The 13,271-nt window shown below is 35.9% G+C and carries 10 protein-coding genes and 5 pseudogenes; 5 read left to right on the top strand and 10 right to left on the bottom strand.

The window, feature by feature from the left end; translation table 11 throughout:
* Positions 1–20: 20 nt before the first annotated feature.
* From TTE_RS05275 to TTE_RS05245, 8 genes and pseudogenes are all read right to left on the bottom strand, one after another.
* Positions 21–299, bottom strand: a pseudogene (locus TTE_RS05275) (tRNA uridine-5-carboxymethylaminomethyl(34) synthesis GTPase MnmE); the annotation flags it as partial.
* Positions 300–528: 229 nt separating this feature from the next.
* Positions 529–1,746, bottom strand: coding sequence for an IS110 family transposase (locus TTE_RS05270; RefSeq protein ID WP_011025455.1), 1,218 nt, complete (start codon positions 1,744–1,746; stop codon positions 529–531).
* Positions 1,747–2,099: 353 nt separating this feature from the next.
* Positions 2,100–2,447 (bottom strand): hypothetical protein, encoded by a 348-nt coding sequence (locus TTE_RS05265; RefSeq protein ID WP_011025454.1) that lies wholly within the window; start codon positions 2,445–2,447, stop codon positions 2,100–2,102.
* A gap of 150 nt (positions 2,448–2,597) precedes the next feature.
* Positions 2,598–2,771, bottom strand: coding sequence for a hypothetical protein (locus TTE_RS14230; RefSeq protein WP_011025453.1), 174 nt, complete (start codon positions 2,769–2,771; stop codon positions 2,598–2,600).
* A gap of 482 nt (positions 2,772–3,253) precedes the next feature.
* Complete coding sequence (locus tag TTE_RS05260) at positions 3,254–4,057, bottom strand: response regulator (protein ID WP_011025452.1); 804 nt, start codon at positions 4,055–4,057, stop codon at positions 3,254–3,256.
* Between the two features lie 65 nt (positions 4,058–4,122).
* Positions 4,123–6,132, bottom strand: coding sequence for a GGDEF domain-containing response regulator (locus TTE_RS05255; protein WP_041587142.1), 2,010 nt, complete (start codon positions 6,130–6,132; stop codon positions 4,123–4,125).
* Between the two features lie 170 nt (positions 6,133–6,302).
* Positions 6,303–7,511 (bottom strand): annotated as a pseudogene (locus TTE_RS05250) (glycosyltransferase).
* A gap of 47 nt (positions 7,512–7,558) precedes the next feature.
* The gene (locus TTE_RS05245; RefSeq protein WP_011025450.1) at positions 7,559–8,215 is read right to left on the bottom strand and encodes a hypothetical protein; all 657 of its coding nucleotides are present in this window, start codon (positions 8,213–8,215) and stop codon (positions 7,559–7,561) included.
* Between the two features lie 448 nt (positions 8,216–8,663).
* Between TTE_RS05245 and TTE_RS14625 the strand changes: the two are divergent.
* The 5 genes and pseudogenes from TTE_RS14625 to istB form a co-directional block, all read left to right on the top strand.
* Positions 8,664–8,720 (top strand): annotated as a pseudogene (locus TTE_RS14625) (hypothetical protein); the annotation flags it as partial.
* 263 nt (positions 8,721–8,983) lie between these two features.
* On the top strand, positions 8,984–9,811 hold the full coding sequence (locus TTE_RS05240; protein ID WP_041587141.1) for a 4Fe-4S binding protein: 828 nt from the start codon (positions 8,984–8,986) through the stop codon (positions 9,809–9,811).
* Positions 9,812–9,831: 20 nt separating this feature from the next.
* Positions 9,832–10,563: a hypothetical protein gene (locus TTE_RS05235; protein ID WP_011025448.1), complete on the top strand. Its 732-nt coding sequence runs from the start codon at positions 9,832–9,834 to the stop codon at positions 10,561–10,563.
* A 225-nt stretch (positions 10,564–10,788) separates the two neighbouring features.
* Positions 10,789–10,987, top strand: a pseudogene (locus TTE_RS14620) (transposase); the annotation flags it as partial.
* A 415-nt stretch (positions 10,988–11,402) separates the two neighbouring features.
* Positions 11,403–12,136, top strand: a pseudogene (gene istB / locus TTE_RS14615) (IS21-like element helper ATPase IstB).
* A gap of 396 nt (positions 12,137–12,532) precedes the next feature.
* Here istB and TTE_RS05225 read toward each other — a convergent pair.
* Entirely contained in the window at positions 12,533–12,748 is a 216-nt protein-coding gene (locus TTE_RS05225; protein WP_041587140.1) for a hypothetical protein, read from the bottom strand.
* A gap of 219 nt (positions 12,749–12,967) precedes the next feature.
* Complete coding sequence (locus TTE_RS05220) at positions 12,968–13,270, bottom strand: hypothetical protein (protein ID WP_011025445.1); 303 nt, start codon at positions 13,268–13,270, stop codon at positions 12,968–12,970.
* Position 13,271: the final 1 nt, after the last annotated feature.

The raw sequence follows: 13,271 nt of genomic DNA, 5'->3' as shown, positions 1-13,271 counted from the left end.
TATTAATTTCACCTGTTTTAACCTCCATGGCAATTTATCTCTACAATGTCTTCCCGAGTATAAGTATTTGGTTTTTTCATGATGGAAACCAACACTTCATCGTAAACTTCTCCTGTATCCGGGTCTACAATGTGTCCATAATGAAGGGTGTGGGTCTTTACATTCTTTACATCTTTTTTCTTATAAAATCTAAAAATTCTTGAAATTATATCTAAAGCCCCATCACCACTCATTCTCACAATTCCAATCCCTGCTTCACCAGGAGAAGTAGAAATGGCTGCAATTGTGTCAAACTCCATTTTCATCACCAGCCCAAAATTTATCCATATATAATTACCAATTTATTGCGAGTTAAGTCTATATAATTGTGTAAAAAGGGGTTGAGCCATTACCCACCCTCTATCCCGAAAATAAAACACCGCTAAAAAAGACAAAAAAACAACAACTATATAAACCTATAGCATTCCGCTTCAAAAAAATTACTCTATAGGTCTTACGAGGCATTGTGTTAAATTGTGTATACAAACCTTACACTGCATTCTCCACGGTGACTTTTAATCCTAATGCCTCTAATTTCTTGATGGACTGTTTCACAATTGCTTCTTTCTTGCGTTCTTCGTAATAGTTTACTCCTAACTCATTATATCTCTCTTTTCGCTTTAATAAATAATACACAATCGTAAGGATACTGTGAGCTACAGCAACTGCAGCGCGATTGGCTCCTCGCCGGGCAGCTATACGGTGATATTGCGCTGATAAATATGTATCTTTCGTGTGAGCAGCGGCTCTTGCAGCTTCTACTAACACAGACCGTAATTTTTCGTTCCCTTTTCGTGTTCTACCCGATTTTCTTTTCCCTGCACTTTCATTGTTACCTGGAGCTACCCCCGCCCAGGAGCAAAGATGCGCAGCAGAAGGAAATTGGTCCATGTTTGTACCAATTTCAGCTATTATGTGTTCAGCTGTACGTCTGCCTATTCCAGGAATATTGTGTAAACGTTCTAAGCCCTCTTCAAAAGGGAGCATTCGCCTCTTTATCTCTTCATCCAATAAGGCTATTTGTTCATCGAGAAAATCTATATGTGCCAGCTGTGTCTTTAACATTAATCTTTGATGTGGTCCTATTAAACCATTTAAAGCTTTCTTTAGTTCTTCTTTCTTATTCTTTAATCGTTTCTGAGCCAATTCGGATAAAATGGCAGGATCTTCTTCTCCATTAATTATAGCTTCAATCATCGCACGTGATGATTTCCCCAGTATATCTGTAGTCACAGAAGCAAGTTTAATATTTGTTCCCTCTAATACTTTTTGCATCCGGTTTATTTCTCTGGCACGTTCTTCTATTAAGCTCCGTCGATATCTTATTAATTCCCGCAATTCCCGCTGCTCTCTTGAAGGAATATAACTGCCCTGCAGTAAACCATGCTGCAATAATCCTGCAATCCACTCCGCATCCTTTACATCCGTTTTTCTGCCCGGTACATTCTTAATATGATTAGCATTTACTACCATTGGATTGAGCCCCTCAATCTCAAGAATGTTGTAAATGGGCTTCCAATAAGAACCTGTACTTTCCATCGCTACATGTGTACACCCTTTATTTTTTATCCAGTCCACCATAGCTAGTATATCTTCAGTCATCGTGGAAAATGTACGTATTTCTTTTTCTTCTGGTGTAATTACGCAAGCTACTACAGTCTTTTTATGAATGTCTAAGCCACAACAGCGTGGATATATAACTTCCATTTGTATCATCCTCCAGCGGCTTTTAAATTTGAAGGGCTGGTGCAACAACCTCTATCGATTATTCTATCCCGCGTGCTTCCATATTGGAGCAACAGTCTGTGGTGCACCCGGTCGTTGTGGTTCAGTCTAACCATCGAGCTCGAAGCATCAAAATAAAAACGACCTGCCTTCACCAGCCGCTAAAAAAATTATACTAGATTTTATGAGTATTTTCATCCTCTGCTGGTGATGCTTATTGCATCATGAATGTCTAACCAGAGGAATTTTACACAAAAATTTGGACTTGACCCTTCGCCAAAAAGCGTAGAAAAAACTTTTAATTCTTCAAGAGTGCCGGGATTCTGTCATGTAAGCTATATTCTCCTGAAATAACCCCATTTTTTTCTATAGATACACTTAATTACTAAAGTCGCAAGACTATCACTTCTGAAAAAAATGGTTCCAACAAAAGCTCCGGCAATGGCGCCTGCTGCGATACTCGCCCCAAGTGGTAAGGCAGCGCCCCAGAAGCCATGAACATCCCAATTACCGAAAATAGGTACCACCCACGCAGATGGCAAAAATAGGAGCAGATAGGTCATATTGTAGCCCAAATAACCGCGGATGGTTTCCCTGATCGCCGGTACCACGAGGATGACATAACTCAAAGTACCCCAGAGTGCCCCAATTAGGCTTCCCCGGTAGAAGAAAGCCCTCTTCACCTTATTCTTCCTCCTCAATTTTATTTTCCTTGCTTAAATTCATCTATTATATACATCTATTATATAAAGATCTAGCCATCTCCTTTCCTATTTATTTATTAAAGAATCTCTATTTAATAAGGCAAACACTACTTTTATCTATTCCACTTCTCAAAAAGTATTTTTATAAAGTGCCATGGCAAGATATCCTGCACCAGTTGCAAATCCTACCCCAGTTTTAGCCTTTCCTGTGTCTTTGTCAAAACTCTCTGCCAAAAGCCCATAGTCCATATTGGCATTTTTAAGCCAGAAAAGAGCCTCTTCCCTCTTTAATGGATTTAACAAGCTTCCACAAAGTCCTAAACCTGAAGGTGTATTAGGATGATGGTCGCAGGCAAGTTCTTTTATTTTGGCATCCTCAAAATAGTATTTGTATCTGGGAGAATAGTAGTATTCAATGGTATTTTTAAATATTTTATCCTTGTAATCTACAAATTCATAGTAATATATAAACCCTAAATTACCAGGAGGGTCGTTGTAAAGCTTGTAATTTTCTTTTCCATCTGTAGACCAAGCAAAATAGGCTTCCCATCAACCTCTGTCACAAGGTATTTGTATATCCCCTTGTCAATAGCGGATTAAAATTGATTCATTTTCATCGGTTTTAAATTGACCCACCCTGCGTTTTACCTGTTTTTCGTGCAATTGCCTGGATCCTTTTGCCTTTTACAAAGTTCAATTTTCCAGCCTGTATTATTTATTTCTACATATTTCTTCAAATTCCTTCTTTTCTGGTACTATGAATATCTTCTTAAGTCCAATTGCTTTTATTTTTCCTCTTTTTCTTTATCATCTTCCTGAGATGAATTTGATTCTTCCTTCATCAAGCTTTCTTTTGCAAAACCGATAAGTTCCTCTTCATCTTTCCCATTGTCAGGATATATGCTTATGGCATAGCGCCAGCTGCCACGCAGTTCGCCCTGAATCTTTTTCACTACAACTTCCGCACCTTCTCTCCCCGTAACAGGAAGAACAAGCGCCAGAGTATTCTCGTTAATTTCAAATACCGCATCTATATCGCGAAGTTTACTTCTTATCTTCCCTGCTATTTTTGAAATTTCTCCTGCTATTTTCCCTTCGCAATGTGCCAGAATTAGTGAGAGATTTGTATTACTTCTTCTGGCACGGTTTACTTCTTTTTTCAGCAGGTCTTTAAGTTCGGGATAGCGATCTTCTTTTTTGACACTCCCTACTAATTTTACTACCCGCTTCACAAGTTCTTCTGCTTTAAAGGGCTTAACAAGATAATCCACTGCACCGGCTTCCACTGCCCGTTTAATTGAGGGTACTGTAGCATCTATGCTCAAAATTATCACAGGAATGTGTCTGTACTTTTCCTCTGATTTCAAGTTCCGAATAAATTCGAAGCCATTCTGATCTGGCAGATTAATATCTACAATTATTAGATCAAACAGTTCTTTTCTGCTTTTTATCTTCCGCACTGCTTCTTCAGAAGTAGCCGCAGCCACTACATTATACCCTTCTCCTCCCAGTATGTCCTTTACCATAAGCCGTATAAGTACAGAATCATCCACCACCAAAATGTCTTTGGTTTCTTTCCCTTTCTCCATAGTTTTTAAGGCAAGGCTCTATAAAAGAGCTCTCCCTTCTGCCCCCCTTTCAAAGATTTTATGTTTTACGCGATTTTCACACAATTTCTCCCTGACCCTTTTGCCTCATAAAGCGCTCCATCCACTCTTAGAAGAACTGTGTCCATAGTATCAGTATTTCTATATTCCGTCACACCAAAGCTGGCTGTTACCTTTCCTATACCGTCCAGCGCTGTTTCACTTATTTTCTTTCTGAGTTCTTCAGCCAGCTCAGCTGCATTATTCAAGGAAGTTTCAGGCAGAAGAATTATAAATTCCTCCCCTCCCCAGCGTGCAAAGTAATCTGTTTTTCGTATCCTCTTTTTTACTGTATTGGCAACACTTCTAAGAACCGTATCTCCTGCAGCATGCCCAAAGCGGTCATTTACGTTTTTGAAGTGATCCAGGTCAAACATAATAAGTGAAAAGGGCTTTTTATTTCGTTTTACTCGCTCTATTTCCTGCTCCAGCATCTGCATGAAAAAGCGTCTGTTGTAAATATTTGTAAGGGGATCGGTAATGGACTGGCGGTAAAGCAGTTCCTCAAATCTCTTGCGCTCGCTTATGTCGCGAATAATTCCTATTGCATGCCATGAATCTTTAATTCTAACGGCAGAAAGTGAAAGTTCTACATCAATTTCATGCCCATTTTTGTGCCTTGTCTTCATCTCAACTGTCTTACCTACGACACTTCCTTTTCCGGTTAAACGGAATTTTTTAAATGCTTCTCTATAAGCTTCGTACAGTCGCATATCTTGTATCATAAACATGTGCAAATCCTTTCCTATTATTTCTTCTCTTGAATAACCAAGTATGCGTTCCGCCGCAGGATTCCAAAAAGTTACTTTACCGTTATCGTCAATCATAATAATGGCATCTCCTGCAGACTCCATTATGGTGCTTAAAATTTCATTCCTTTCCTTCAGTTCTTTTTCCATTTCTCGACGTTCTGTTATATCAATCACAAGTGCTACAAATACTTTTTCTTTATCAAACTCTACAAGTTCTAAATGGATTTCTACTGGATATAAAGAACCGTCTTTTCTGCGGTGCACTGTGTCAAAAACGATTTGCTTCTGTTCATCTCTTAAAAGGGGCTCAAGAAGTTCTTTAAAGCTTTGCAAGGTAAACTCTGGCTTTAAGTCAACAGGAGTCATTTGTTTAAGCTCTTCTTCAGTATATCCCAAATTTTCCCTTGCTCCACGGTTTACTGCGATGAATTTTAGTGTCTGCGGATGGAATATGTAAATTTCATTGAGTGAGTCTTCAAAAAGATTTTTATAAAATTCAAGCTCTCTCTTTGCTTTCCACTGTTCGGTGATGTCAAAGACAATCAGATGCATCAGTGTTTTTCCTTGATAATCTACAGGGGATGAATATATTTCTACTAATTTCTCTTCTCCGTTAGCTAACCGTTGGAAGCAAATGCAGGGATTACAGCCCTTCTTTAAAGCTTCCGAACACCTCTGACCACCATCTATGGTAGAAACGCCAATAACAGCTTCTATGTCCATCTGCAGCATAGTTTCTCTGGAATAACCGTAGAAGTGGCAGGCAGCTTTGTTAGCATCAATGATGCGTCCGGCTTGTGGATCAATAAGTATCATTGCTACGTCATGATTTTCAAACATATTGCGGAACAGCTCTTCTCTCTTTTTTAGCTGCATTTTAGCCTCATAGAGCTTAAAAGCCATTTCTATTTGAGATATGAGTACATACTCATCTACACCCTTAAGAACATACCCATAAGCTGAAACTGATTTTATTTTTTCCATTATTTCTTTACTGGCATTGGCAGTGAGAAATAGAATTGGGATATCTTTATGCTGTTGAATTATTCTTGCTGCATCTATCCCATCGATTGCTCCTTTAAGTTCTATGTCCATAAGAATTAAGTCCGGACTTTTGATGTTATTTAGTGCTTTTTCAACAGCCTCTTCGCCTGATGTGACTATCTCTGTTTCGTATCCATGCCTGGTCAGAATATCCGCTGTTATCTGCGCATTGAGCCTGCTATCTTCTACAATGAGGACCTTCTTCAGGTAAAAAGCATTCATCATCTGGTACCTCCAACCTTTTTGCAAGTATCTTTGAAAAATTATTTATGATTTTTATTTTCCAAAGTACTATTGTACTCTTCTCACTTGAAAAGTGCAATAAAATTTTCCTGTCATAGTGTTTATTTTCACCCGGTTAAAAAGTCTGCCACCTTTTATATATCCCACTTTCATCCTCGAATATCCGGTTTCTCCATTTTAACTCTTTTTGGGCTCTTCCATTTGCCAGCTCCAGCTAAACTTCCAAAAAGTCCTTTTGGAGCCGTCCACACTACAGTGAGCGCACCAAAAGCAAAGAGAAACACAAAATACCAGGGAACCCAGAAAAGTGTTTTCCATAAATTCCTGTCGTAGTCATAATTCAAAAAGGCAGCAACCGACATCTGCACTACCCCTGCAACCGAAAGAAGCGCCCCATACCAGGCTGGAATTGGACTAATTCCCAGAGGATAATGGAAAAATATACTGCTTATAGCCCATAAAAGAGTGCCAAAGACGAAACAAAATGCCCACAGGTATCCCAGTACAAAGTCAAAATAAACAGGATATAAATAACGCCAGTGCCAGCTTTTAAAAATATCTTTATGAGTTCGCAGTAAATGCCAGCCTCCAAGTGCCCAGCGCTTGCGCTGTTTCCAGTATTCCCTCAATGTTGCTGGAGACTGTATTAGGGCTACTGCCTGAGGCACAAACCAAACTTCATAGAAACGCTTTTGAATCTTCCAGGTTATATCAATATCTTCAGTCGCAGTATATGGTGAAAAACCGCCAACTTCCTTCAAAACTTCTGTTCAAAATGCTACAACACATCCTGATACAGTCAGCACCCTTCCCAAAACTCTCTGAGATCTTTTTATAAGTCCAATAATAGAGGAAAATTCAGCTGCCTGCAGCTTTTCAATAAGATTTTTCCTGTTGACAGATATAGGATTGCCAGTGACTGCTCCCAGTCTTGGCTGTTTTAAAAAGGGATAAACCAGGTACTTCAGTGTATCTGGTAAAAGAATTGTATCAGCATCTATTACCACGGTAATAGATGTTGTTACCGCAACCGACAGGGCAATATTTAAAGCATTGGCCTTTCCCTGATTTTCAGAAAGTCGCAGGAGATGAAAATTAGGATTTAAACCAACAAATCTTCTAATAATATTCGCTGTGTTATCGGTGGATGCATCATCTATAAATACTACTCTGTAATCCGGGTAGTTTAAAAATTGTAAAGCCGTGCATGTTGCTGCAATACTTACCTCTTCATTGTGGCAGGGCACAAGAATAGTAACTGATGGCCAGTCTTCCGGCCATTGACTGGGTTTTCTTGAATAACTTTTCTCACGCCTCCACCAGAAATATATCCCTGCAGATGTCCAGATTATGCTCATTGCAAGAGGATAAACAAATACATACCATCCTATGATTTCCCATATTGTCATTTACTTTCCTCCTCTGCAGGTATATATTCAGAAATTTCATGAATAAACTCCCAGTACAGACCTTCCTCTGCTATTCTTTTTATAACTTCAGGTGTAATTTCTTCTCCTTCAGAAACAATAATATTTCCTTTTGGACTGCAAAAATTCTTTTTCATAATCATTGGAGTAAAAGGAGCTAAATAATCTTTCTCTTTTACAGAGGTAAGATTTCCAAACAGGCTTTTATTGGTCTCCTGGGGTATCTGCTTATCCTCCATAATTTTTGCTATATCTAGAGCTTCTAAAGAAAGTTGTTTCCAGGCTAATATTGGCGCCTCAAAAACCGGCATTTTTAATTTTCTTTTATTTTTCCTGTAATACCTGTAATAATGATATTTGGTCCATACAAACATAATTGCACAAATGATAATAGCCCATCCAAGAGACAAAACAAAAGCAAAGGCTGTGGAATACACAGCCTGCGGTATAAAAAGATTTTTTCTCCAGACATATGCAAGCAAAAACCAGCCGAATGCCCCTAAAACCCAGATAAAGGCTCCTATAATCCACGACCATACACCTAAAGTGAAAATTATTAGTCCTATGCTTTTAAAAAAGCCTATCAAACCTTTAAAACTGTCTTTTGCTCTACTTTCGAAATTATTATTCCCCATAAACTCTTCCTCTTTCTTTTCAACACTATCGGTATGATTATAATATATTGTTTCTCAGAAATCAATAATTTTTATGAATAGATAATAATTATTCTCTGCTTACAAATAAGGATTTTCGTCAAGAGTTGGAATGGGTATTTTTTCGAATATACGCTCCATTTAGAATAAGCTAAGTCTTATTTGTCTAAAAAGGGGTTAAGAAACTTTCCATCTTCTAGTTAAAATAAGAATAGAAGCAAGGCAAAAATCTAACTGCAGGAATGAGAAATGGCTTAGTACAATATTAACATAGATTCCAAAATTTTGGATTACCTTTTTTGTGTTATAGGAAAGTATTAGGTCTTATGCTGGGTGACAGTGAATCAGAAAAAGCTTCTATAAATTCTTTTCACGGCTCAAATAAAGAAAATTACATGGAGTTGATCTAGCAGTTTCCGACCATCGCAGTGGTCTTGTACAGGCTATTCGTAAACAGTTCCATGGAGCTACCTGGCAAAGGTATTAGATTCATTTTATGAAGAATATTCACATAAAAGTACCTTTACCATCCTGGCTAATCTTTAATAACTACAGAAAAATCTTGGTATCAGGGAGATGTGGAAACCAGGCCACAGTTTATCCTTGACACCAAAGAGTAAAGCAGCGCACATAGAAAAATCTGGATTTGACCGACTAAATTTCATAAAAACATCAATTTTATATCAATTTTTTATCATCCCTTATCTTTATAGTGATATTGTGGAAATAAAATATAAAGGAGAGATAAGAATGCATAAAAAGAAAATCCATATTAGAACCTTGATACAAATATTTTTCTTTATTTTGATTCTTTTAATCTCAATAAATAAAACTCTATCTGAAAAGGGCATATCTATACCATATATTCCAACTGCATCCCTTCACGCTTTATGTCCTTTTGGTGGAGTTGTAACAATTTATCAATATCTAACAACAGGAACTTTTATCCAGAAAATACATGAATCTTCATTCGTTCTAATGATAATAGGATTTATCATAGCTATATTATTTGGTCCTTTATTTTGTGGTTGGATTTGTCCTTTTGGAACTTTTCAAGAATTTATAGGAAAACTGGGCAAGAAAATTTTTAAAAAACGATTTAATAATTTCGTCCCCTACAAATACGATAAATATTTAAGATATCTACGCTATTTTGTCTTTGCTTGGGTTTTATACGCGACAATAGTAGCAGGAAAACTCATATTCCAGGACGTTGATCCCTATTATGCATTATTTAATTTTTGGAATGGTGAAATTGCAGTTGGAAGTATTGTGATACTATTTATTACAATTATTTTATCACTTTTTATAGAGCGACCATGGTGCAAATATTTATGCCCTTATGGGGCAGTACTCGGCATTTTTAATTTAATTAGGATATTCCCAATCAAGCGAAATAACAAAACATGCATAAATTGTAAAATGTGCGATCGTAATTGTCCAATGAATATAAAAGTTTCAGAAAAAACTATAATCAGAGACCACCAGTGTATATCATGTCTTAAATGTACATCTGAGTATTCGTGCCCTATTAACAATACTGTAACAATTGAATCAATTATTCCTTATAAAAGTTAATAACAAGGAGGAAGATAAATATGAAGCTTAATTCTAAAATTATAGGTATTATATTGCTTTTATTGTTATTTGGCGGAATTGGCATCGCAAAAGCAACAAATTATTGGAAAACAGAATCTTCAAAAGTACCAGCAACTTATAAAGACGGCGAATTTGCTGGAGAATATAACCCAGCAGATATAAGAGGTTCTTATACTTTCGCTGACATAAATAAATTCTTTAAAATCCCTATTGATGAATTAGCACAGGCATTTGGAATAAATACAAGCGATAAAGCATCTTTTAAAATAAATCAGCTTGAAACTATTTACCAATATCTAAAAGATAATGGTACAGAAATAGGAGTCTCATCTGTAAGGTTATTTGTAGCACTTTACAATGGCTTGCCATATGACATGAGTGAAGACATATATTTACCACAAACTGCAGTAGAAATTTTAAAATCTAAAGGCAATCTAACCGAGGAACAAATTAAATATTTAGAAAACCATACTGTGGATATTCAAAACCAACTAGAAAATGTAAAAACAGAAGGTAATATCACGCAAAGCTCATTGCATGGAACTATTAAAGGAAACACAACTTTTAAAGAGATAATAGATTGGGGTATATCAAAAGAAGAAATTGAAACTATATTAGGTAGAAAAATTTCAAATACTACTTTGAAACTTAAAGATTACTGTTTAGAAAATAATCTAGATTTTGAAACAATCAAAAATGAATTACAAAATAAGTTAAATAACTTAAAATAAACTAAAAATACCAGAATAATACCACTAAAAGCATATCAGATTTGGATAGTAAGGAAAGTATAAGAAATCTTTTGCAAATTTACCAAAAACCTTTGGTAAAAATTAGAATATAAAATTCTCATGTTTTAGCTCTGCTTTCTCTACTTTTATTTCTGTCGTCTTTATTGCTTTGATTTTTTTGGTTTTTTGTTAATAGTTGGATGTATATTTTCTGAATGTCTATTCATAAGAAGTAAAAATAAGAAATTAAGAAAGTGGATTCAACTAGCCAAAAAAAGCAAAATTGACGAATTTATAAGATGTATACAGGTATCTAAGCGTTTGTTTAAAGAAATAACTAATGCATTCGATATAACCTTATACTAATTCTGTAACAGAAGGTTACAATAACAAAATTAAAGTGCTTAAGAGGATTGCATATGGTGTTTGTTGTAAAATAAAAATAGACAAAGTTAAAAAAAGCCCTACTTTAGCAACCCAGAGATTCCCAAACTTGCAAAGGTCATTGCAGGCACCCCTAAAAACCCTTATTCTTCTAGTTAGGGATAACTTAACTACAAGGGAGGATAGGAGGATGTTCACAATAACCCAAATAGATGATATCAGAAAAGCATTGTTCTTTAATTTTTAAAGGATTAAATATCGATTAAATATCAGTAAGATAGGAAGGGAATTCAAGATAGACCGGAAAACGGCCTTATAGCAATTTACAACAATATAACGAATATAACACCGCACTTAAAACCGCTAAAGATGCCAGAAGGGGTTCCTTAATTGACAGAATTTTACTTCGATGCAAAAGATTATGATAGAGTTTTTTTGAAAGGTAGTGTGGATGTATGTTTAAGGAGCAAATAGCTGCATACTGCAAGGCATTAAAGCTCAGTCACAATCTAGTAGAAAACTCCGATAAAATTGAGGCAGAAAACCATGAAGAATATTTGCTAAAGCTTTTAAGATTAGAAGTGGAGCACAGAGAAGAAAGCCGGAAGAATAGATTTTTGAAAAACGCAGGTTTTTATAACACTCAAGACATTTGAGGGCTATATATTTGACGAGATAAAATTTCCATAGGGACTTACTCCGAAGGACTTAAAGGATTGCAAGTTTATTGAAGAAAAGAAAAACTTAATCTTCTATGGCAATGTTGGGAACTGGGAAAACACATCTTGCTACTGCTATAGGGGTAGAGGCCTGTAAGAAGGGCTACAACGTAAAGTTTTTCCGTACAGCAGCACTAGTAAATAGGCTGGTAGAAGCAAGGAAAGGGGGTGAACTTTCTGGCTTTTTAAAACAGCTTTCCAAAGCGGATCTTTTAATGTGCGATGAATGGGGTTATGTTCCTTTAGACCAAGAAGGAGCACAGCTGCTTTTTCAGGTAATTTCGGACTGTTATGAACAGAAAAGCATAATAATTACTACAAATCTGGAATTCAGCTGATGGGTAAATATCTTCTATGATGAGCAGATGACTGCAGCGATAATAGACCGGTTAATACCTCACTGTTATTTGTTAATCTTTGATGGACAAAGCTATCGGATGAAACAATCATTAATGAAACAGTTAAGCTAATAAAAAATTCCCCACGAGTGCCTGGGGAAAAATCTTTGCAAAAATGGGGAATTACATCTTGCAAAAAACATGAAAGACCAATTCCACCCCATGGCATATTCTCTTTTTTAAACCATAGCTCACCTGCTCTCTGAAAGAAGGCAACAATAAATAAAACCATTATTGATTCAACGAAATAATAAATATTTGACAAATTGTAACTACCAACGCCTTGTTGCCATACATTTTAACAAAAATTTTAAATCCTTGGTAGACTTGAGGTATTGACTCTTTGAAAATTTTTGCTTCAACAAATGAAACTAAAAGCACTATTAAAATTGAGATAAAAAGCATTATAGAAGTTCTCTTCGTAAAATTAAATCTCAATAATTCATCCAGAACACCATTTTCCTTGCCTCAATGATACACGATAGCTATACCTGTCCCCCATATTATTAGCGTAACTACCCAGTGAAATACCATCGCATACCAGTGTTTACTAAACGAAACAATCTGTGAAATATCTCTTCCATCAATAAATGCATCAAGAAAACAAACCAAGAATTCACTTGCCAAAATACCTATGAACAATATTGCTCTTAAAAAGAAATCTTTTGCTTTTGTTTTGTTCATTAAATTTTTCCCTTCTTTTCGCAAAAAAATTGTTTCAAAAGATTAGTATTTTAACGTTTTAGCTGCCATAATTGTTATGGGAATAATAGCATTTCCCAAAAGATTGCATATTAAATGTGGCAGTCATTGGTATATAAACATTCTTTGTTTTAACATAAGTTATAGTGAATGTAGTGAATGAAATATCCCAAAGAGCTGCTCTTAATAAACCTAAAGGCTTTAGCGGATGCTCAGTGCATATAGCAAAACTCCAATAATAAATGACAAAATAAGCAAAATTTTACTATTGAAATTTATTATTCCTTTTCTATAAAAAGCTTTTTCAGCTATCGGAGCAAGAAATATTGTTGTTATTATAAATGCTATAACCGATGGCCATCCCGTTATTCTATAAAAACCCCTTATCCCTTCATCAACATTTGGCAACAAAGCCAATAATGTCATTTCTATCCCGAAAGCAATAATTTCCCCTATTACATTAAATATAACAGGTAACCAAAAATTTCTACCTTTTCCATTCATT

Source organism: Caldanaerobacter subterraneus subsp. tengcongensis MB4, assembly GCF_000007085.1.
Classification (GTDB): domain Bacteria; phylum Bacillota; class Thermoanaerobacteria; order Thermoanaerobacterales; family Thermoanaerobacteraceae; genus Thermoanaerobacter; species Thermoanaerobacter subterraneus.
This window is presented reverse-complemented; position numbering and strand designations above follow the sequence as displayed.